This window comes from Mycobacterium sp. IS-836 (genome assembly GCF_001954275.1).
Classification (GTDB): domain Bacteria; phylum Actinomycetota; class Actinomycetes; order Mycobacteriales; family Mycobacteriaceae; genus Mycobacterium.
The window spans coordinates 90350-110593 of record NZ_MBEU01000037.1 but is presented as its reverse complement, the minus strand read 5'-3'; the positions used below and the strand labels follow the sequence as shown (position 1 = coordinate 110593).

At 67.9% G+C, this 20244-nt stretch carries 20 protein-coding genes and 1 tRNA gene; 14 read left to right on the top strand and 7 right to left on the bottom strand.

The genetic code is table 11. The features are described 5' to 3' along the window. The 3 genes from A5747_RS11630 to nudC all read left to right on the top strand — a co-directional run. A partial coding sequence (locus A5747_RS11630) for a PD-(D/E)XK nuclease family protein (protein WP_198938168.1) occupies window positions 1–709 on the top strand: 709 nt, incomplete at its 5' end. A gap of 73 nt (window positions 710–782) precedes the next feature. Continuing rightward, window positions 783–1853 (top strand): TrkA family potassium uptake protein, encoded by a 1071-nt coding sequence (locus A5747_RS11625; protein ID WP_076124198.1) that lies wholly within the window; start codon window positions 783–785, stop codon window positions 1851–1853. A gap of 37 nt (window positions 1854–1890) precedes the next feature. Then, window positions 1891–2823: an NAD(+) diphosphatase gene (nudC, locus tag A5747_RS11620; RefSeq protein WP_076124196.1), complete on the top strand. Its 933-nt coding sequence runs from the start codon at window positions 1891–1893 to the stop codon at window positions 2821–2823. A gap of 13 nt (window positions 2824–2836) precedes the next feature. Here nudC and mrx1 read toward each other — a convergent pair whose 3' ends face one another. Next, entirely contained in the window at window positions 2837–3088 is a 252-nt protein-coding gene (gene mrx1 / locus A5747_RS11615) for a mycoredoxin Mrx1 (protein WP_076124194.1), read from the bottom strand. Between the two features lie 124 nt (window positions 3089–3212). On the opposite strand from mrx1, the gene A5747_RS11610 reads away from it, so the two are divergent. The 3 genes from A5747_RS11610 to A5747_RS11600 all read left to right on the top strand — a co-directional run bounded on the left by A5747_RS11610 (window position 3213) and on the right by A5747_RS11600 (window position 5995). After that, a complete protein-coding gene (locus A5747_RS11610; protein WP_369805067.1) occupies window positions 3213–5318 on the top strand; it encodes an ATP-dependent DNA helicase UvrD2 in 2106 nt (701 codons plus the stop codon). A gap of 109 nt (window positions 5319–5427) precedes the next feature. Then, entirely contained in the window at window positions 5428–5580 is a 153-nt protein-coding gene (locus A5747_RS25750) for a hypothetical protein (protein WP_369805065.1), read from the top strand. Window positions 5581–5728: 148 nt separating this feature from the next. Further along, entirely contained in the window at window positions 5729–5995 is a 267-nt protein-coding gene (locus A5747_RS11600) for a WhiB family transcriptional regulator (protein WP_076124192.1), read from the top strand. Here A5747_RS11600 and A5747_RS11595 read toward each other — a convergent pair. From A5747_RS11595 to A5747_RS24810, 3 genes are all read right to left on the bottom strand, one after another. Further along, complete coding sequence (locus tag A5747_RS11595; RefSeq protein WP_076124222.1) at window positions 5992–7335, bottom strand: AarF/ABC1/UbiB kinase family protein; 1344 nt, start codon at window positions 7333–7335, stop codon at window positions 5992–5994. The two genes, A5747_RS11600 and A5747_RS11595, sit on opposite strands and share 4 nt — an antisense overlap. A 59-nt stretch (window positions 7336–7394) precedes the next feature. After that, window positions 7395–8252: a cyclodehydratase gene (locus A5747_RS11590; RefSeq protein WP_076124190.1), complete on the bottom strand. Its 858-nt coding sequence runs from the start codon at window positions 8250–8252 to the stop codon at window positions 7395–7397. 85 nt (window positions 8253–8337) lie between these two features. Further along, a complete protein-coding gene (locus A5747_RS24810; protein WP_076124188.1) occupies window positions 8338–9333 on the bottom strand; it encodes a hypothetical protein in 996 nt (331 codons plus the stop codon). A 330-nt stretch (window positions 9334–9663) separates the two neighbouring features. Between A5747_RS24810 and A5747_RS11580 the strand changes: the two genes are divergently transcribed. Continuing rightward, window positions 9664–9948, top strand: a complete 285-nt coding sequence (locus tag A5747_RS11580) for a hypothetical protein (RefSeq protein ID WP_076124186.1) — start codon at window positions 9664–9666, stop codon at window positions 9946–9948. A 2-nt stretch (window positions 9949–9950) separates the two neighbouring features. Here A5747_RS11580 and A5747_RS11575 read toward each other — a convergent pair whose 3' ends face one another. Continuing rightward, entirely contained in the window at window positions 9951–11312 is a 1362-nt protein-coding gene (locus A5747_RS11575) for a zinc-dependent metalloprotease (RefSeq protein WP_076124184.1), read from the bottom strand. A 94-nt stretch (window positions 11313–11406) separates the two neighbouring features. On the opposite strand from A5747_RS11575, the gene A5747_RS11570 reads away from it, so the two are divergent. Together A5747_RS11570 and A5747_RS11565 are read left to right on the top strand one after the other, a co-directional pair. Beyond that, window positions 11407–12429, top strand: coding sequence for a PDZ domain-containing protein (locus tag A5747_RS11570; protein WP_076124182.1), 1023 nt, complete (start codon window positions 11407–11409; stop codon window positions 12427–12429). Between the two features lie 83 nt (window positions 12430–12512). Beyond that, a complete protein-coding gene (locus tag A5747_RS11565) occupies window positions 12513–15503 on the top strand; it encodes a UPF0182 family protein (RefSeq protein ID WP_076124180.1) in 2991 nt (996 codons plus the stop codon). Between the two features lie 3 nt (window positions 15504–15506). On the opposite strand, the gene A5747_RS11560 is transcribed toward A5747_RS11565, so the two are convergent. Further along, window positions 15507–16472: a GlxA family transcriptional regulator gene (locus A5747_RS11560; RefSeq protein WP_369805064.1), complete on the bottom strand. Its 966-nt coding sequence runs from the start codon at window positions 16470–16472 to the stop codon at window positions 15507–15509. A 107-nt stretch (window positions 16473–16579) separates the two neighbouring features. Between A5747_RS11560 and A5747_RS11555 the strand changes: the two genes are divergently transcribed. From A5747_RS11555 to A5747_RS11540, 4 genes are all read left to right on the top strand, one after another. Next, complete coding sequence (locus tag A5747_RS11555) at window positions 16580–17227, top strand: HD domain-containing protein (protein WP_076124176.1); 648 nt, start codon at window positions 16580–16582, stop codon at window positions 17225–17227. 17 nt (window positions 17228–17244) lie between these two features. Further along, window positions 17245–17940, top strand: coding sequence for a nitroreductase family protein (locus tag A5747_RS11550; protein WP_076124174.1), 696 nt, complete (start codon window positions 17245–17247; stop codon window positions 17938–17940). Between the two features lie 47 nt (window positions 17941–17987). Next, window positions 17988–18524: a cupin domain-containing protein gene (locus A5747_RS11545; RefSeq protein ID WP_076124173.1), complete on the top strand. Its 537-nt coding sequence runs from the start codon at window positions 17988–17990 to the stop codon at window positions 18522–18524. A gap of 51 nt (window positions 18525–18575) precedes the next feature. Beyond that, window positions 18576–18649, top strand: a tRNA-Met gene (locus A5747_RS11540). A 201-nt stretch (window positions 18650–18850) separates the two neighbouring features. On the opposite strand, the gene A5747_RS11535 is transcribed toward A5747_RS11540, so the two are convergent. Further along, on the bottom strand, window positions 18851–19333 hold the full coding sequence (locus A5747_RS11535) for a MarR family winged helix-turn-helix transcriptional regulator (RefSeq protein ID WP_076124171.1): 483 nt from the start codon (window positions 19331–19333) through the stop codon (window positions 18851–18853). A 96-nt stretch (window positions 19334–19429) separates the two neighbouring features. On the opposite strand from A5747_RS11535, the gene A5747_RS11530 reads away from it, so the two are divergent. Then, on the top strand, window positions 19430–20053 hold the full coding sequence (locus A5747_RS11530; RefSeq protein ID WP_076124169.1) for an NADPH-dependent F420 reductase: 624 nt from the start codon (window positions 19430–19432) through the stop codon (window positions 20051–20053). Window positions 20054–20244 lie beyond the last annotated feature (191 nt).

Genomic DNA, 20244 nt, shown 5'->3' with positions numbered 1-20244 from the left:
TCGCTCGGCCTTGTCGGCGGGGGGGGTCGCGGCCGGTGCCGAGGTCGACGGCTGGCCCGCCTACGTCGATGCGTTGCTCGCCGAGCGCGCCCGCGCGGCGCGCCCGCCCGCCCGTGCCCTGCCCAGCCAGCTGTCGGTCAGCGGTTTGGTGGACCTGGCACGCGACCCGCAGGGCGCGGTGCAGCGGCTGGTGCATCGGCTGCCCGCGCGGCCCGATCCACATGCCCTGCTGGGCAACGCCTTTCACGCTTGGGTGCAGCAGTTCTACGGCGCCGAGCGGCTGTTCGACCTCGCCGACCTGCCCGGTGCGGCCGACTCGGACGTCGGGGACACCCGGGAGCTGGCGGCGTTGCAGGAGGCGTTCACCAGCTCGCGGTGGGCCGCGCGCACACCGGTTGCCGTCGAGGTGCCGTTCGAGATGCCGGTCGGCGAGACCGTGGTGCGCGGCCGCATCGACGCCGTGTTCGCCGACCCCGACGGCGGTGTCACGGTGGTGGACTGGAAGACCGGCCAGCCCCCGCGCGGGCCGGAAGCCCTGCGGCAGGCCGCCGTCCAGCTCGCGGTCTACCGTCTGGCGTGGGCGGCGTTGTCGGGATGCCCGGAATCGTCGGTGCGCACCGCCTTCTACTACGTGCGCACCGGCGTCACCGTCGTTCCCGATGAACTGCCCGAGCCCACCGAGCTGGCCGGGCTGCTACTGACCGGCTGACGTGGTTACATTTGAGGCGTGTATCAGGCCTGCGGGTGGGTTTAGCGTGGGGTCAATCCAGTGACGGACCGCCGTGCAAAAGGGTAGGTCGCAGCGGCTGAGGGGGCTCGACGAGACGCTGACCGCCCAGCCCGGTCATCTGCTGGTCGGCGTGTTGCGCATCCCCGAAGAGCACGGCAGTCCCGTGCGGGTCATCGCGCGACGCGTCGCCATCGCGCTGGTGGTGTTGTTCGGCGCGGCCGTCATTGTCTACCTCGATCGCACCGGCTACCGCGACGTGCGCGGCGAGCCGCCGACATTCGCCGACTGCGTCTACTTCGCGGCGGTGTCGCTGTCGACGACCGGGTACGGCGACATCACCCCCTACACCGAGACCGCGCGTCTGGTCCACACCGTGATCTTCACGCCGCTGCGGATCGCGTTCTTGGCCGTGCTGGTCGGCACGACCCTCGAGGTGCTCTCCGAGCGGTCCCGGCAGGCGTGGAAGATTCAGCGTTGGAGGAACAAAGTGCGCAACCACACCATCGTGATCGGCTATGGCACAAAGGGCAAAACGGCTGTCGCCGCGATGATTAGCGACGAGGAGGCCCAGGGTGAGGTCGTCGTCGTCGACCCCGATCGCAGCGCCCTCGAACACGCCGCGACCGCCGGGCTGGTCACCGTACACGGCGACGCCACCAAATCCGATGTGCTGCGGCTGGCCGGGGCCCAACACGCGTCGTCGATCATCGTTGCCACCGGCCGCGACGACACCGCCGTGCTGGTGACCTTGACGGCGCGGGAGATCGCGCCCAAGGCCAAGATCGTGGCTTCCATTCGGGAGGCCGAGAATTCACACCTGCTGCAGCAATCGGGCGCGGACTCGGTGGTCGTCTCCTCCGAGACCGCCGGCCGGCTGCTCGGGATCGCCACCACCACGCCGAGCGTCGTGGAGATGATCGAGGATCTGCTGACCCCGGACGCCGGGATGGTCATCGCCGAGCGCGAGGTGGAGCAGACCGAAGTCGGCGGATCCCCGCGGCACCTGCGCGACATCGTGCTCGGCGTGGTGCGCGACGGCCACCTGCTGCGGGTCGGCGCACCCGAGGCGGACGCCATCGAGGCCACCGACCGGTTGCTCTACATCCGCGACGTGGGACGTTAGCGGCGGCTCGCCGCCAGCAGGGTCGGCAGGAGACTAGGTGGAGTTCCAGCTGCGGGACGTTCCGGTGCTCTCACGCGTCGGCGCGGACCGCGCCGATCAGTTGCGCACCGATGTCGATGCGGCCACCGCGGGGTGGGCGGACGCGGCGCTGCTGCGGGTGGATTCGCGCAACCAGGTGCTCGTCGCCGACGGCCGGGTCGTGCTGGGCGCCGCGGCCGAGCTGGGCGACAAGCCCCCGGTCGACGCGGTATTCCTGGGCCGCATCGAGGGCGGCCGGCATGTCTGGGCGGTCCGGGGCGCGCTGCAGGCGCCCGAAGACCCCGACGTGCAAGCCGAAGTGGTGAACCTGCGCAGTCTCGGGCCGATCTTCGACGACACCAGCAGCCAACTGGTGTCGTCGGCCATCGCGCTGCTGAATTGGCATGACAGCGCCCGGTTTAGCGCGGTGGACGGCTCGCCGACCAGGCCGTCACGCGGGGGCTGGTCGCGCATCAACCCGGTGACCGGTCACGAGGAGTTCCCGCGCATCGACCCGGCGGTGATCTGTCTGGTCCACGACGGCGGTGACCGCGCCGTGCTCGCCCGCCAGGCGGTGTGGCCCGAGCGGATGTTCTCGCTGCTGGCCGGATTCGTCGAGGCGGGCGAGTCTTTCGAAACCTGCGTCGCCCGGGAGATCCGCGAGGAAATCGGCCTGCACGTGCGCGATGTGCGCTACCTGGGCAGCCAGCCGTGGCCGTTTCCCCGTTCGCTCATGGTCGGATTCCATGCGGTGGGCGACCCCGACGAGGTTTTCTCGTTCAACGACGGCGAGATCGCCGAGGCGGCGTGGTTCAGCCGCGACGAGGTGCGTGCCGCGCTTGCGGCCGGCGACTGGAGCAGCGCGGCGTCTGGGAAATCGAAACTGCTTCTGCCCGGGTCGATTTCGATCGCCCGGGTGATCATCGAATCCTGGGCGGAGATTACTGGCTAGGCGGGTTGAGCCGTCAGCCTACTTCGGCCAGCTTCGCTTTCACCTCGGCGGCGCTCGGGTTTGTCAGCGTGGACCCGTCGGCGAACTTCACCGTCGGCACCGTGCGGTTGCCGCCGTTGACCGAGCTGACGAATTCCGCCGCCGCCGGGTTCTCTTCGATGTCGATCGCGTCGTAGGGGATCCCATTGGACTTGAGCACCGTCATCAGCCGGTGACAGAAACCGCACCATGACGTGGTGTAGACGGTAATCGCCGCGTTGGTCATAGCCCGTTAACGTAGCGCGGCGCGGATGAATTCCGAAGCGACCCAATTCACGCGTGGCGATGCACCTGGTTTGTCGGCCATCGCTGTCAAGATGGACGCCATGCCAATGGTCCCCATTCCGACCATGACCGACCCGTTGACCGCCGGACTCGACGACGAGCAGCGCGAAGCCGTGCTGGCCCCGCGCGGACCGGTCTGCGTGCTCGCGGGCGCCGGAACGGGCAAGACCCGCACCATCACGCACCGGATCGCCCAGCTCGTCGCGAGCGGCCACGTCGCCGCCGGGCAGGTGCTGGCGGTCACCTTCACCCAGCGGGCGGCGGGGGAGATGCGGTCGCGGTTGCGCACGCTCGACGCCGCCACCCAGAGCGGCTGCGGTGTCGGCGCGGTGCGGGCGCTGACCTTTCACGCCGCCGCGCATCGCCAGCTGCGGTATTTCTGGCCCCGGGTGGTCGGCGGCACCGGCTGGCAGCTGCTGGACAGCAAGTTCGCCGTCGTGGCCCGGGCGGCCAGCCGCTGCAGGCTCAACGTCAGCACCGACGACGTGCGCGACCTCGCTGGCGAGATCGAGTGGGCCAAGGCATCGCTGATCGGCCCCGAGGACTACGCCGCCGCGGTGGCCGCAGCGGGCCGGGACATCCCGCTGGACGCCGCGCAGGTCGCGGCCGTCTATTCCGCATACGAGGCGCTCAAGGCCCGCGACGAAGCGGGGACTCTGCTCGACTTCGACGATCTGCTGCTGCATACCGCCGCCGCGATCGAAAACGACGCCGCGGTGGCCGACGAGTTCCGCGATCGTTACCGCTGCTTCGTGGTCGACGAGTACCAGGACGTCACCCCGCTGCAACAGCGGGTGCTCTCGGCGTGGCTGGGCGACCGCGACGACCTGACCGTGGTCGGCGACGCCAACCAGACCATCTACTCGTTCACCGGCGCCTCGCCGCGCTTCCTGCTCGACTTCTCGCGCCGGTTTCCCGACGCCACGGTCGTGCGGCTGGAGCGCGACTACCGGTCCACCCCGCAGGTGGTCTCGCTGGCCAACCAGGTGATCGCCGCGGCTCGCGGCCGCGTCGCCGGCAGCAAGCTCCAATTGTCCGGCCAGCGGGCGCCTGGCCCGGCTCCGTCATTCCACGAGCATCCCGACGAAACGGCCGAGGCCACCGCGGTGGCGGCATCGATCACCAAGCTGATCGAATCCGGCACCGCGCCAGCCGAAATCGCGGTCCTCTACCGGGTCAACGCGCAGTCCGAGGTGTACGAGGAGGCGTTGACCGAAGCCGGCATCGCCTACCAGGTTCGCGGCGGCGAGGGATTTTTCAACCGCCAGGAGATCAAGCAGGCGCTGCTGGCCCTGCAGCGGGCGGCCGACCGCGGCTCTGAAGATAGCGAAGACGGACCGCTGCCCGACGTGGTTCGCGCCATCCTGGAGCCGCTGGGCCTGACGGCGCAGGCCCCGGTCGGAACGCGCGCCAGGGATCGCTGGGAGGCCCTGACCGCGCTGGCCCAGCTGGTGGACGACGAAGTGGCGCACAATCCGCGGCTGGAGTTTTCCGGTCTGCTGGCCGAGCTGCGGATGCGGGCCGACGCCCGGCACCCACCGGTGGTGCAGGGCGTGACGCTGGCCTCGCTGCACGCTGCCAAGGGCCTTGAATGGGATGCGGTCTTCCTCGTCGGGCTGGCCGACGGCACGCTGCCCATCTCGCACGCGCTGGCGCACGGCGCCGAGAGCGAACCCGTAGAGGAGGAGCGTCGCCTCCTCTACGTCGGAATCACCAGGGCCCGAATGCATTTGGCGCTCAGCTGGGCGCTGGCGCGGAACCCGGGCGGACGCCAGAGCCGCAAGCCGTCGCGGTTCCTCAACGGGATCGCGCCGCAGGCGCGGCCCGATCCCGCGCCGAGCAGATCCCGGCGCAACAAGGGCGTCGCCACCCGCTGCCGGATCTGCAACAACGACCTGACCACCCCGGCGGCCGTCATGTTGCGTCGCTGCGAGACGTGCGCGGCCGACATCGACGAGGAACTGCTGCTGCAACTCAAGGCCTGGCGCCTGGACCTCGCGCGGGAACAGAAGGTTCCCCCGTACATCGTCTTCAGTGACAACACGCTGATCGCGATCGCCGAGGCGCTGCCCGCCGATGAGGCGGCCCTGGTCGCGATCCCGGGCATCGGCGCGCGCAAGCTCGAGCAGTACGGGCCGGACGTGCTGGGGTTGGTCCGCGCCCGCGGCTAAACACGCAGGTCAGAAAATCGGTTGTCACGGTCGTCGGCTACCATCTACCCTCGAAACACTGCTGCTGGCTGAAGGCTGGCAAGCGTCCAGGCGGGAGGAGGTGGCCACGATGATCCACAACACGTTCGGTGTAGCCGTGGCCGGCGCGGTGCTGACCGCGGGGACCTCCCATGCCGCTCACACCGCTACCCCGGCGGCCGCGGTCAAGCATCGCGCCGCCGCCGCCGCGACTGATGTGTCCGTGGATCGGGGTCATACGTAAGCGCTACGTAACCCGCCCGATTTTCGCCGAATGGCCACGGACCCGAAGTCACCAGGATCCGTGGCCACACTTGTAGGGTCGACAGCCTCCCTACCTGGTCCGGATCAATCCCAGACATCCACCAGACCAGGAAGCAGGTGAGCAGGACATGTCGGCATTGACAGTCCCCAGACCGCCGCGGCCGGCGTTGCCATGTCACGCCGGGGATCCCGACCTGTGGTTCGCAGAGACCCCGGCCGACCTCGAGCGCGCCAAGGCGCTGTGCGCGAGCTGCCCGATCCGGCGCCAGTGCCTGACCGCGGCGCTGGACCGGGCCGAGCCCTGGGGCGTCTGGGGCGGCGAGATCTTCGAGCGGGGCTCGATCGTGAGCTACAAACGCCCGCGCGGACGCCCGCGCAAAGACGTTGCCGCTTAGACGACGGCCGCGTCGGGCTCGGCGAAACCCGGGACCAGTTCCTCCGACAGCGCCTTGATCGGCACATGGGCATCCAGCTGGCAGAGGATCGCGGCCACCGACATGATCACCCGCATCGGGATCACCAGCTTGGGCGGTAGGTCCATCTGCCGGGCCGTCCTGATCTGCGACACCGACTTGTCGATCTCGATGGCGCTCATGCGCTGCAGCCACTTCCGGGTGTAGTGGAACACCTCGACCTCGATGGGCTCGACGTACTGGCGCAACATGTCGTCGATGTCGCGCACCGACACCTGCTGGCCCTTCTGGATAAACCCGGCCTTCTCCATCGTCGGCAACAGCAAGTCGTAGTTCTTGTCGCGGGCCAACCGGATGGACATCCCGAGCTCGATCGGCAACCCGCCCGGCAGCGGTGCGACGGCGCCGAAGTCGATCACGCCCATCCGATCGTCGGGCAACAGCATGAAGTTGCCGGGGTGCGCGTCGCCGTGCAACATCTGCAGCCGGCGCGGCGCGTCGAAGGTGAGCTCGAGCAGCCGGGTGCCGATCAGGTCGCGCTGCTCGGGGGTGCCGTGGCGGATGATCTCCGCCATCGGCACGCCCTGCATCCACTCCTGAACCACCACCTTGGGGGCGCTGGCCACAACGTGCGGAATCGCGAAGTGCGGGTGGCCTTCGTATGCCTTGGCGAACGCGCGTTGGTTGTCGGCTTCCAGCCGGTAGTCGAGTTCCATCTCGGTGCGCTCGATCAGCTCGTCGACCACGCCCTGCACGTCGGCTCCCGGCGCGAGCTGCTTGACCACCCCGACCATCCGCTGCATCGTCTTGAGGTCGGCCCGCAGCGCCTCGTCGGCGCCGGGGTACTGGATCTTGACGGCCACGTCGCGGCCGTCGGACCAGACCGCCTTGTGTACCTGGCCAATGCTGGCAGAGGCCACCGGCGTGTCGTCGAATGAACTGAACCGGTCGCGCCACTTGGTGCCGAGCTGCGCGTCGAGCACGCGGTGCACTTTGGCGGCGGGCAGCGGCGGCGCGTCCTTTTGCAGTTTCGTCAAGGCCTCGCGGTACGGCTCGCCGTACTCCTCCGGAATCGCGGCCTCCAGCACCGAGAGTGCCTGGCCCACCTTCATCGCTCCACCCTTGAGCTCGCCCAGGACGGTGAACAATTGGTGGGCGGCCTTCTCCAGCAGCTCGGCCTGGACCTCGTCCTTCGACTTGCCGGTCAGGCGTTTACCGAACCCGAGCGCCGCCCGGCCGGCGAACCCGACCGGAATGGTGGCCAGCTTTGCGTTGCGCGCAGCACGGCCGCGTTTGATATCTGACACACACCCATCATCCATGACGATTCGGGCCCCGCGGTGTTGATCTGGGTAACACCGGCGCAGCGGTTGGGGAGCGGTCAGCACGAGCACAACGGATGCCGGGTCCATTGGCGCGCGACGATCGCGCCGGCATGCAGATCGAACTCGAGCGTGGCGTTGAGCGCCTGGGGCGGCTCGGGGTCCCGCGCCGCCTGCCCGCGCACGGCCGCGATCACCCGGTTCACCTGGCTCAGCGCCAGCGCCGCGGTCGCCAGCAGCGTGGCCCGATCCGCCACGCCAACGGTCTCCCGCAGCTGAGCCGCGATCGCCGGCCAGGCGGCGTCGCGGTCGCTGCGATGCAGATCGGCGCAGCCGAGGCAGCTGGTCACGCCGGGGATGACCAGCGGCCCGACCAGGCCGGTGCCGTCGCGCACCCGAACCGCGAGGTGCGGCACGCCCTGGAAGTGCAGGTCGCGCAGCATCCGGGGGTCGGCGACCAGGTAGTCCGACAACACCACCAGGTCGACGGCGTCGGGCGACACGGTCGCGTGCGGCTGGCTGCTGTGCGCAATGCGGGCACCCGAGCAGCGCAGCGCGTCCACGAGCAGGTCCGACAGCGGGCCGCGACCGTGCACCCGGATCGACGCGGCCCGGCCGCCGGACTGCCGGCGGCCGCGGGTCGCCACTCCCGCGCCGACCAGCTGCGCGACGAGGCTGGTCAGACCGTCGGCGTCGGTTAGCCCGCGGTCGGCGGCCTGCCGCTGCAGCTCGGTGATCGGTAGCGGTGATCGCATGGACCGCAGCAGGGCGGCCAACTCGGCCGCGGCCAGGCTGCTCGGCGGGCGGATCAGCACGGCCCGGCGCGGGTCCCAGCCGACCTGCACCGCCCCGTCGGGTCTAAGCAGCACCGGCATCGCCGGGTTCAACGCATACAGGGGAGGCGCGGCCCGCGGCATGAGTTCAGACTGTGCCACGCCGGGGGCGAACGCCCCGCTCAGTTATCCACAGAACCGCCCGTTGGATTCGGGGCCCGGGTTCGGCTCAAGCAGCTCGCAGCCGGATCGCTCGCGTCCGCGCTTCGACGGCCAGCGCGGCGGCTTCGGCGGCTTCTGCTCGCGCCCGCGCTTCGGCGTTCAGAGCGGCGGCTTCGGCGGCTTCGGCTCGGGCCCGCCTTTCGGCGGCCAGCGCGGCGGCTTCGGCGGCCTCGGCTCGCGCCCGCGCCCGCGTCCGCGCTTCGGCAGTCAGCGCGGCGGCTTCGGCGGCTTGCGCTCGGGCCCGGGCTTCGGCGTTCAGAGCGGCGGCTTCGGCCGCTTGTGCTCGGGCCCGGGCTTCGGCGGCCAGCGCTTCGGCTTCGGCTGCTTCCGCTCGCGCCCGCGCCTCGGCGGCCAGCGCGGCGGCTTCGGCGGCTTCCGCTCGCGCCCGCGCTTCGGCGGCCAGCGCGGCGGCTTCGGCGGCCTCTGCCCGCCCTTGCGCTCGCGCCCGCGCTTCGGCGGTCAGAGCGTCGGCATCGGCCGCCAGTGCTCGCGCGCGCGTTTCGGCGTTCACCGCGGCGGCTTCGGCGGCTTCTGCCCGTGCCCGCGCTTCGGCTTTGAGGGCCTCAGCGTTCAGAGCCTCGGCTTCGGCGGCCTCAGCTCGTGCCCGCGCTTCGGCGGTCAGAGCTTCGGCGGTCAGAGCTTCGGCTTCGGCGGTGACAGCTTTGGCTTCGGCGGCTATAGCCTCGGCTTCGGCGGACACAGCCTTGGCTCCGGCGGTGACGGCTTTGGCTTCGGCGGCTTGTGCTCGTGCCCGTGCTTCGGCGGCCAGAGTTTTGGCTTCCGTGGCCAGAGTTTTGGCTTCGGCGGCTTGGGCCCGCGTCCGCTCCTCGGCTTCCGACTCCGCTCGCGCCAGCTTTCGCTCGGCCCCTTTGTACAAATCCATCACGACGAAAGCCATGCCGGCCAGCACGGTCAGCGCCAGGGGCAGCACGAACACGAACAGGAATGGATGCCCGATCAACGCGCCTACGAGGAATATCGCCATCGGCACCACGAGCGCCACGGCGACCCACGGATCGCGATCCAGCCATCTGATAACCGCGCTCGGAGACCACGAGGACCGCCGCGTGGTCCCTCCGCTTCGCGGAGATGGTGGCATCGCGTCGCCCGACTCGATGGCAGCGTATGGGCCCGCGTGCTTGACCACCTTCAGAGCTTCCCACTAGCTGGCGGCGCTCGTCCAGCGCTACGTCCCGTGTCCTAGGGAGAGCTTGGTCCTGCCGCGCTCGTGCGTGGGTCCCTGCGCCCGGCGATAGCACTTCACGCTGTCGGAAGGGACGTCGGCAGGAACGTCCTAGGTAACGTCAGTGCGGCACCAGGCGACTTAACGTCCATGATGCTGAGAAGGCTTATTTGGCTCATTGTTTCGAGCTTCTCGTTTGCGTTCATCGTGACCGCCGCAGCGGGGCCAGTGGTGTCCGTCGTAGCCTGCGCCGGGGTATTGATTTACGTGCTGGCGGTGGCACGCGCAGACGCTGCGCACCGCGCCGGGGCAGCAAAAGTCGAGGCAGCAAAAGCCGAGGCAGCAGAAGCCAAGGCGGCTGAAGCAGTCATTGTTGAAGCCGAGGCCGTAATAGCAGCGGCCCGACTACGCCTGCTCGGAGAGGCCGGTTCCTGACCCTAGCGGCCAGAACCGCCGCGCGGGTCTTCGGAGTCGGGGTCCTCGAGCTTGGCGATCGCCTCATCGATGCCGCTGGTGTCCCCGCCGATAACACGGTCGATGAAGCCCGCCGGCTCGTCGAGATCCTCCCCGCTGGGCAGCAGGTCCGGGTGCTGCCAGACGCCGTCGCGGGCGTCCACGCCGGCCGCCTGGGTCAGCCGCTCCCACAGCGCGGCGGCTTCGCGCAGCTTGCGGGGCCGCAGCTCGAGGCCTACCAGCGTCGCGAACGTCTGCTCAGCCGGGCCGCCGCTGGCCCGGCGCCGGCGCAGCGTCTCGGCCAGTGCGGCCGCGCCCGGAATCCGGTCGCCCAGCGCCGCGGTCACCACGACGTGCACCCAGCCCTCGATCAGCGCGAGCAGCGTCTCGAGCCGTTCCAGCGCCTGAGTCTGTGCCGGGGTCGCCTTGGGCTCGAATACGCCTTGGCCGAGCAGGTTTTCGATGGCCGCCGGGTCGGACAGGGTGGCCGGATTGAAGTCGCGCGCCAGCTCCTCGATCCCGGTCATGTCGATCTTCATGCCCATGGCGTAGGCCTCTACCGCGCCGAGCAGCTGGCTGGACAGCCACGGCACGTGGCTGAACAGCCGATGGTGTGCGGCCTCGCGTGCGGCGAGGTAGGTCAGGATCTCGCTGCGCGGTTGCTCGAGCCCTGCGGCGAACGATTCGACGGCATCGGGCAGGATCGCGGCGACGCCCTTGGGTCCCAGCGGCAGACCGATATCGGTCGAGGTCAGCACCTCGCGGGACAACCGGCCCAACGCCTGCCCCAGCTGCGAGCCGAACGCCATGCCGCCCATCTGCGACATCATCGCCAGTAGGGGGCCGGCCATGCTCTTGGCCTCCTCGGGCAGGGCGGACGCCCACACCGTCGAGATCTGTTGAGCCATCGGGTCGCAGAGCCGCTTCCAGATGTCCAGCGTGTTGTCCACCCAGTCGCTGGGCGTCCAGCCAACCGCTTTGGTGGTGCCCGCGGGCAACGCGGTGACGCCGTCCAGCCAGGTGTCGGCGAGGTGCACCGCGTCGGCGATCGCCGAGCTCGTCGTCGCCGGGATGGGCGCGACAAACCCGATCGAGCTTGTCGCCACGCGCCGGGCCAGTTCGTAATTGACCGGACCCGCCGCTTCGCCGCCCTGCGTCATGGTGCCGGCGCTGGAGAACATCTGACCCAGCTGGGTGAAGATCTGTCCCAGGTCGCCCACGTTGAAGTCGCCGCTCATGCCGAAGGCGCCCAGCGGGTTGGACGCGCCGGACTCGGGATCGTTCTTCCCGCGCTTCTCGGGGTCGGGGTCATCTCCAGAGGAGAAGCCGAAAGGCAGGTCAGCCATAACTCAACGGTACTCACCGGTCGAAGGGAAGGCGCGGTCTGCGGTCATGCTTACAGCTGAACCCGCCGCGGCAGGGCCCCGATAGTGTAGCGGCGTGAACAGGCGGATTCTGACCTTGCTGGTCGCGCTGGTGCCGATCGTGGTCTTCGGTGTGTTGCTGGCGGTGGTGACGGTGCCGTTCGTGTCGCTGGGCCCGGGCCCCACGTTCGACACGCTCGGCGAGGTCGACGGCAAGCAGGTGGTCGCGATCGAGGGCACGCAAACGCACCCGACGACCGGTCATCTCAACATGACGACGGTGTCCCAGCGCGACGACCTGACCCTGGGTGAGGCGTTGACCCTGTGGTTGTCGGGGCAGGAACAACTGATCCCGCGCGATCTCATCTATCCGCCGGGCAAGTCGCGCGAAGACGTGGACAAGGCCAACAACGCCGACTTCAAACAGTCCGAGGACAGCGCCGCCTACGCCGCCCTGGGGTACCTGAAGTACGCGCCCGCGGTGACCGTCGCGACGGTCAACGATCCCGGTCCTTCGGCGGGCAAGCTGAAGGCCGGTGACGCCATCGACGCGGTCAACAACACCCCGGTCGCCAACGTCGAGCAATTCACGGGATTGATGAAGAACACCAAGCCCGGCCAGGTGGTGACGATCGACTTCCGCCGCAAGAACGAGCCCGCGGGGGTAGCTCAGATCACGCTGGGCACAAACAAAGATCGCGACTACGGCTTCCTGGGTGTCGCGGTGCTCGACGCGCCGTGGGCGCCGTTCGTGGTGGATTTCAACCTCGCCAACGTGGGCGGGCCCTCCGCGGGCCTGATGTTCAGCCTGGCGGTCGTCGACAAGCTCACCACCGGTGACCTTGCCGGGTCGACGTTCGTCGCCGGGACCGGCACCATCTCCGCCGACGGCAAGGTCGGCCAGATCGGCGGCATCACGCACAAGATGGTTGCCGCCCACGCGGCGGGCGCCACGGTGTTCCTGGTGCCGGCGAAGAACTGCTACGAGGCGAGTTCGGACAATCCGTCCGGCCTGCGCCTGATCAAGGTCGAGACCCTCAACCAAGCGGTGGACGCGCTGCACGCGATCCAGACCGGGGGTCAGCCGCCGACCTGCTAGGCGAGCCCGGGATCGCACGTCGCGCAATGCGTAGAGTTGTTGTCGCCACATCGAGTCGCCAGATCGATCAGGGAGCGTAGCCAGTGGGGATGCGGCCCACCGCGAGAATGCCGAAGCTGACTCGGCGTAGCCGGATTCTGATCTTGATCGCACTGGGTGTGATCGTGTTGCTGCTCGCGGGTCCCCGAATGATCGACGCCTACGTCGACTGGCTGTGGTTCGGTGAGCTGGGCTACCGCTCGGTGTTCACCACCGTGCTGGTGACCCGCATCGTGGTGTTCTTAGTCGCCGGTCTGCTGGTCGGCGGCATCGTGTTCGCCGGGCTGGCGATCGCCTACCGGACCCGCCCGGTTTTCGTCCCGAGCAACGACAACGATCCGGTTGCGCGGTACCGCACTGTCGTCATGTCACGGCTGCGACTGGTGGGCATCGGAATTCCGGTGGCGATCGGCCTGTTGGCCGGCATCATCGCGCAGAGTTACTGGGTGCGGATCCAGCTGTTCCTGCACGGCGGCAACTTCGGAGTCAGGGATCCGCAGTTCGGCAAGGATCTCGGCTTCTACGCGTTCGACCTGCCGTTCTATCGGCTACTGCTCAGCTACATGTTCGTGGCCGTGTTCCTTGCATTCGTCGCGAACCTGTTGGCGCACTACATCTTCGGCGGCATCCGACTGTCGGGCCGTACCGGCGCCCTGAGCCGCTCGGCGCGCATCCAGCTGGTCAGCCTGGTTGGGATGCTGGTGCTGCTCAAAGCCGTTGCGTACTGGCTGGACCGCTACGAGCTGCTGTCGCATACGCGTGGCGGCAAGCCGTTCACCGGGGCCGGGTACACCGATATCAATGCGGTGTTGCCGGCCAAGCTGATTCTGCTGGCGATCGCCATCATTTGCGCCGCCGCGGTGTTCTCGGCGATTACCTTGCGGGACTTGCGGATTCCGGCGATCGGGCTGGTGTTGCTGCTGCTGTCGTCGTTGATCGTGGGTGCGGGCTGGCCGCTGATCGTCGAGCAGATCAGCGTGCGACCCAATGCCGCGCAAAAGGAAAGCGAATACATCAGCCGGAGCATCGCCGCGACGCGGCAAGCCTACGGGCTGACGTCCGACGTGGTGAGCTACCGCAACTACACCGGTGACGCGCAGGCGACCGCCCAGCAGGTCGCGTCCGACCGCGCGACCACGTCGAACATCCGGCTGCTCGATCCGACCATCGTCAGCCCGGCGTTCACCCAGTTCCAGCAGGGCAAGAACTTCTTCCACTTCCCGGACCAGCTATCCATCGACCGCTACCTCGACCGCAACGGCGCGCTGCGCGACTACGTCGTCGCGGCCCGGGAACTCAACCCGGACCGGCTGATCGACAACCAACGGGACTGGATCAACCGGCATACGGTCTACACGCACGGCAACGGATTCATCGCCTCGCCGGCCAACACCGTGCGCGGAATCGCCAACGACCCCAACCAGAACGGTGGCTACCCGGAATTTCTGGTCAACGTCGTGGGCGCCAACGGCAGCGTCGTCTCCGACGGGCCGGCGCCCCTGGACCAGCCCCGCATTTACTACGGGCCCGTCATCTCCAACACGTCCGCCGACTACGCGATCGTCGGCCGCAACGGCAACGATCGCGAATACGACTACGAGACCAGCACCGAAACCAAGAACTACACCTACACCGGGCTCGGGGGTGTTCCCATCGGCAGCTGGATCTCCCGCAGCGTGTTTGCCGCCAAATTCGCCGAGCGAAACTTCCTGTTCTCCAACGTGATCGGCTCCAACAGCAAGATCCTGTTCAACCGCGACCCGGCGCAGCGGGTCGAGGCGGTGGCGCCGTGGCTGACGACGGACAGCTCCGTGTACCCCGCGATCGTCAACAAGCGGCTGGTGTGGATCATCGACGGCTACACCACCCTGGACAACTACCCGTACTCCGAACTCACCTCGCTGTCGTCGGCGACGGCCGACTCCACCGAGGTGGCATTCAACCGGCTGGCGCCCGACAAGCAGGTCTCCTACATCCGCAATTCTGTGAAGGCCACCGTCGATGCCTACGACGGCACCGTGACGCTGTACCAGCAGGACGAGCAGGACCCGGTGCTCAAAGCCTGGATGCGGGTGTTCCCGGGCACGGTCAAACCCAAGAGCGACATCACGCCCGAGCTCGCCGAGCATCTGCGCTATCCCGAAGACCTGTTCAAGGTGCAGCGGATGCTGCTGGCCAAATATCACGTGAACGACCCGGTGACGTTTTTCTCCACGTCGGACTTCTGGGACGTGCCGCTGGACCCCAATCCGACCGCCAGCAGCTATCAGCCGCCGTATTACATCGTCGCGAAAAACATTGGCAAGAACGATAATTCGTCTTCGTATCAGTTGATCAGCGCGATGAACCGGTTCAAGCGCGACTACCTGGCGGCCTACATCAGCGCCAGCTCCGATCCGGCGACGTACGGCAAGATCACCGTGCTGACCATCCCCGGGCAGGTAAACGGACCCAAGCTGGCCAACAATGCGATCACCACCGACCCGGCCGTATCTCAGGACCTGGGCGTGATCGGGCGCGACAACCAAAACCGGATCCGCTGGGGCAATTTGCTCACCCTTCCCGTCGGCCAGGGCGGGCTGCTCTATGTCGAACCCGTGTATGCGTCCCCGGGGGCCAGCGACGCCGCCTCGTCGTACCCGCGCCTGATCCGGGTGGCGATGATGTACAACGACAAGATCGGTTACGGCCCGACGGTGGGTGACGCGCTCACCGGCCTGTTCGGGCCAGGTGCGGGTGCGGCGGCGACGGGGATCCAACCTACCGAGGGCGGTGTGCCCGCCAACCCGCCCGCGAGCCCGCCGCCGCCGGCCGGGGCTCCGCCGGCACCGGTGCCGCCGCCGGCAGCGGCCGTGGTGCCGCCCTCTCCCGATGGGTCGGTGACGTTGTCGCCGGCCAAGGCCGCCGCGCTGCAGGACATCCAGGCGGCGATCGGCGCCGCGCGCGACGCGCAAAAGAAGGGCGATTTCGCCGCCTACGGCGCGGCGCTGCAGCGGCTCGACGACGCCATCAACAAGTACAACGCCACCAAGTAGCTTTCAGGCGTAGGCCGTTCGGAACCTGTCTCGATAGGCTTTCGGGCTGATGCCCAGGTGGCTTACGAAGACCCGTCGCAGCGTTTCGATGCTGCCGAAGCCCGCCATGCCCGCGGTCTCGGTGACGGACCGGCCGGATTCGAGTGCGTTGCGGGCGAAGTCGATTCGAACCAGTTCGACATACCGTGCCGGACTCATCCCGACCTCGGACTGGAAGAGGCGGGTCAGCTGGCGGGTGCTCAGGGAGGCAAGGGCGGCAAGGGATTTCACGCTGTGGTTCGCGGCCGGATCGGCTGCGACCGCATCGATCACCGCGCGCAGCGGCGACTGCGGTGGCGGATCGGCCTCGACCAGCACAGAGAATTGTGATTGGCCGCCGGCGCGTTTGAGGTAGACGACCAGCCACCGGGCCACGTCGCGGACCAGTTCGGTCCCGTGATCCATTTCGACCAACGCCAGCGCCAGATCGATGCCCGATGAAATCCCCGCCGAGGTGAAGACATCGCCGTCGCGGACGAAGATCGCGTCCGGCTCGACGGTGACCTCCCGAAAGGCCCGGGCCAACAACCGGGCATCGTGCCAGTGCGTGGTGGCGCGACGACCGTCGAGCAGTCCCGCCTGCGCGAGGATGAACGATCCGGTGCAGATGGATGCCATCCGCCGGGTTCGCGCCGACAAAGACCTGATCGCCTCGATGAGCTCGGGGTCGATCGGCCGCCGGGGCAGGTTGTCGCTGCCGGCGACCAGCACGGTGTCGGCCGACTCGATCGACGAAAGGGTGTCCGTGACGCCCAACCGCGTGCCTATCGAGGTTGTCACGTCGCGTCCATCCACCGACGCGATCTTGAGCCGGTAGTCGGCGCCGAACCGGTTGGCCTCGGCGAAGACCTCACCCGCGCCGGCGACGTCCAACATCGTCACGTCGTCGAAGACGACGATCACCACCACCCGCGAATCCGCTGCAGTCACCAAGCCATTGTGTCGCTTTCTGTGGAGAGGACGGCCCGAACGCACGCGGTCGGGAAGACCGTGCCGCCGCAGACTAGCTATCACGCTCACCCGAAGGAGACGATGTCATGACCAGGTCGATCGAAAGCATTGCCGGCATCCAAATCCCGGATTCGCCGCTGGTGCGCGAGGCCACCGATTTCATTCGCCGCGCCGAGGACGACCTGCTGTTCAACCATTCGCGGCGGGTCTTTCTCTTCGGCGCGCTGCAGGGCCTGCGCCGCGGACTGCAACCGGACCTGGAGCTGCTCTACGTCGCGGCGATGTTTCACGACCTCGGGCTTACCGAGCGCTTCCGCAGCTCGACGGTTCGTTTCGAGGTCGACGGCGCAAACGCTGCCCGGGACTTCCTGGTTGGCCACGGCGTCGACAAAGCCGACATCGACAAGGTGTGGCTCGGCATTGCCCTGCACACCACCCCCGGCGTGCCCGAATTCCTCGCGCCCGAAGTCGCCTTGCTCCAAGCCGGCGTGGAAGTCGACGTGGTCGGCGTCGGGCGGGAGGACCTGGCCCCCGACGCGCTGGCCGCGGTGACGGCCGCTCACCCGCGCCCACAGTTCAAACAGCGCATCCTGGCGGCGTTCAACGACGGCATGAAACACCGCCCGCAGACCACCTTCGGAACGATGAACGACGACGTGCTGGCGCACTTCGATCCCGCCTTCAGGCGTGTCGACTTCGTCGACAACATTCTCAACAACGGCTGGCCCGAATAGCGGAAGGGAGCGGACAAATGGATATTCATGAGGCGCTATACACCACCCGGATGATGCGGCGGTTGCGGCCGGACCCGATTCCGATGGACGTGCAGGCCCGCATCCTCGATGCCGCCGTGCGTGCCCCGAATGGGGGCAACACCCAACGCTGGCACTTCGTCGCCGTCGACGACCCGGCACTCATACGCGAGTTCGGACAGCTGTTCCGGCAAGCCCGCGCCCTCGAGTACGAGAAGTTCGCGACAGGAGCGGGACCGATGGTAGCGCCGGCGCCCGGCGCGGACGCGGCCACTCACGCCGAAACGATGCGCCGCATCAAAGGCTCGGGGGACTACCTGGCCGACCACTTCGATGAGGTTCCCCTGCTGCTCTTCGTCTTCGCGATCGACGACCTCGGCGGCGCCAACATCTACCCGGCGATCTGGAGCATCTTGCTCGCCGCCCGTGCCGAGGGCGTCGGCGGCGTCATGACGATGGTGCTCAACAATTTCCGGGACAGGGTGAACGAGATGCTGGGTGTGCCCGTCGAGGAAGGCTGGAAGATGTCGGCCATGCTGACCCTTGGCTACCCGCGGGGCAAGTGGGGGGTGGCGGCCAATCGGCGTCCCGTGCACGAGGTTTCATCCCGAAACAGCTGGGGCAAGCCGTTCGGTATCGAAGTGCCGCAGCCGCTGTGGCCGCCTCGAAGCGACACGACAGCCCGGCCGGAATAGCGGCCTAAGCCTTGCGGCGCAACGGTATTCGGAGGAGGCTCTATCAGATGACCGAACCGAACGAAATCGGGGTCACTGTGGTGCGGCCGGGGGAGGGCGAGCGCGTCGCCCTTCCCGGGTTCGGCGCGGTGTTCAAGTTGTCGGGCAAGACCAATGGGGGCGAGGTGTCCATCGTCGAGCATCCGTTCGAGGTCGGCTTGCTCACCGCGGCTCATCGTCACACGCGTGAGGACGAGCATTCGATCGTGCTGGCGGGCGAGATCGGCTTCCGCTCAGACGACAGCGAAGTGGTCCTGGGCCCGGGCGGCTACATCACCAAGCCGCGGGGGCAGATGCATGCGATGTGGAACGCGGGCAGCGAGCCGGGCCGCATCGTCGAGATCATCACGCCGGGTGGATTCGAGAATTACTTCCGCGAGCTCGGTGAGTTGCTCCTCGACCACGCGAACGGCGCGGGCGGCAAGTCGCTTCATGAGCTGCCTGAGTTCGGCGAACTCGCCGAGAAGTACGGGCTGACTTACGGCGACCCGGAATGGATGGACGACATCGCCCGCCGATACGGTCTCAATCCGCCGTCGCACTGAACCCGCGATTTGGAGGCCCCGCCGGGCGTTCGGTAACCTGGCATTTACCGACGCGGGGTGGAGCAGCTCGGTAGCTCGCTGGGCTCATAACCCAGAGGTCGCAGGTTCGAATCCTGTCCCCGCTACTAAGGGAAGTGGCCCCCGGACTCTCCTCCGGGGGCCATTTTCATGCCTAATGACAATATTTTCGGTCCACGTCTCAGCTGCTCCCTACGGTTGTCTAAAACAATTGGCGCGCAACGAACAAGCGCCGCGCCGAACGCACTCCCCAACGCAGCCGCGGCGTCGACGAGGATGGTTACGCACTCGAACATTGATCACCCGATCTATGAGGGCTCGCCTTCGGCGGGGGAGTCATCGTCTTTAGCCAGGTGGCGCAGGACTCGTTCGTTGAGGGCGGCGAACATGTCGAGCTCGGCCGGGGAGAGTAGGTCGATGAAGTTCCGGCGCACGTCCGCCACGTGCTTGGGCGCCGCTTTCTCGATCGCCGCGCGGCCCGCCGGCAGCAGGCAGACCATGGTGCTGCGAGCGTCGTCGGGGTTGGGCTCGCGGCTGATCAGGCCGTCCTGCTGCATGCGCCGCACCTGGTGGGAGACACGGCTCTTCTCCCAGCCCAGCGCGTTGCACAGCTCGTGGGCGGGTAGGCGGTCCCCGTCGTGTTCGGAGAGCACGGCCAGGATCTGGTAGTCGGCGCCGGACAGGCCCGATTCCTGCAGGCCGCGGTTCAGGTGCACGCTGAGTTGATGATTCGCGTGCTGGAAGGCACGCCAGGCGCGGTCTTCAGCAGGGTTCAGCCAGTTCGGTTCCATCGCCGTTAATGCTACCGCCCTTTGGTTGACGCGTCATCGAAATCGCCATAAGGTGGACGAGTCAACCTTTTCGTTAATCCGAAGACGGGATACCTCATGAGCAACATCAGCATCATCGGCACCGGGTACATGGCCCGCGCGATCGGCACGCTGGCGGTAGCCGGCGGCAACACCGTCGAGGTCATCGGCCGCGATCAGGCCAAGGCCGCTGGCCTGGCCAAGGATCTCGGCGGCGGCGCCACGACGGGAGAGTTCGGCGCCACACCGGCCGGTGACATCGTCATCGTTTCCGTGTTGTACGCCAACGTCGTTCCAGTCGTGGCTCAGTACGGAGACGCCTTGGCGGGCAAGATCATCGTCGATATCAGCAATCCCTTCAATTCCGCGGCCGACGGGCTGGCCATCCCCGAGGAGACCTCGGTCGCGCAGGAAGTTGCCAAGGTGGCCCCGGCAAGCGCCAGCGTGGTGAAGGCGTTCAACACTATCTTCGGTGTCGCCCTGGCTCAGGGCCGGCCGCTTGACGTCTTCGTCGCCGGCGACGACGCGCGCGCTAAGGCGCGCCTGGCGGAGTTCATCGCGAGCATCAAGCTGCGTCCGCTGGACGTCGGTGGCCTGAACATGGCGCACTGGCTGGAAGCAACGGGCCTGGTCGTGATGGGTCTCGCCCGGCACGGGGTGGGCAACTTCGACTTCGCCCTGGGCGTGAGCCCAGCCGCCTGAGCGGCGCTGCCGTCGAACAGGAGCGACCTGTGCCCAAACAATGGTTGATGAATCACCGAAAGGATTCGCGATGAAGCTTGGCTTCGCACTGCCCATCGTCGGGTCCGCTCTCAGCAGCGCCGCCGGTCTGAGCGCGTTCTGCCGCGGACTCGAGGACGTGGCTACGACACGCTGTGGGTCGGCGATCGCCT

What these genes read in the sequence shown, in the direction of transcription:
- mrx1 (WP_076124194.1), bottom strand. Translation starts at nt 3,088, where the DNA reads ATGACCAACGCGGCGATTACCGTCTACACCACGTCATGGTGCGGTTTC.
- A5747_RS11610 (WP_369805067.1), top strand. Translation starts at nt 3,213, where the DNA reads ATGACCGACCCGTTGACCGCCGGACTCGACGACGAGCAGCGCGAAGCC.
- A5747_RS25750 (WP_369805065.1), top strand. Translation starts at nt 5,428, where the DNA reads ATGATCCACAACACGTTCGGTGTAGCCGTGGCCGGCGCGGTGCTGACC.
- A5747_RS11600 (WP_076124192.1), top strand. Translation starts at nt 5,729, where the DNA reads ATGTCGGCATTGACAGTCCCCAGACCGCCGCGGCCGGCGTTGCCATGT.
- A5747_RS11595 (WP_076124222.1), bottom strand. Translation starts at nt 7,335, where the DNA reads ATGGATGATGGGTGTGTGTCAGATATCAAACGCGGCCGTGCTGCGCGC.
- A5747_RS11590 (WP_076124190.1), bottom strand. Translation starts at nt 8,252, where the DNA reads ATGCCGCGGGCCGCGCCTCCCCTGTATGCGTTGAACCCGGCGATGCCG.
- A5747_RS11580 (WP_076124186.1), top strand. Translation starts at nt 9,664, where the DNA reads ATGATGCTGAGAAGGCTTATTTGGCTCATTGTTTCGAGCTTCTCGTTT.
- A5747_RS11575 (WP_076124184.1), bottom strand. Translation starts at nt 11,312, where the DNA reads ATGGCTGACCTGCCTTTCGGCTTCTCCTCTGGAGATGACCCCGACCCC.
- A5747_RS11555 (WP_076124176.1), top strand. Translation starts at nt 16,580, where the DNA reads ATGACCAGGTCGATCGAAAGCATTGCCGGCATCCAAATCCCGGATTCG.
- A5747_RS11550 (WP_076124174.1), top strand. Translation starts at nt 17,245, where the DNA reads ATGGATATTCATGAGGCGCTATACACCACCCGGATGATGCGGCGGTTG.
- A5747_RS11545 (WP_076124173.1), top strand. Translation starts at nt 17,988, where the DNA reads ATGACCGAACCGAACGAAATCGGGGTCACTGTGGTGCGGCCGGGGGAG.
- A5747_RS11535 (WP_076124171.1), bottom strand. Translation starts at nt 19,333, where the DNA reads ATGGAACCGAACTGGCTGAACCCTGCTGAAGACCGCGCCTGGCGTGCC.
- A5747_RS11530 (WP_076124169.1), top strand. Translation starts at nt 19,430, where the DNA reads ATGAGCAACATCAGCATCATCGGCACCGGGTACATGGCCCGCGCGATC.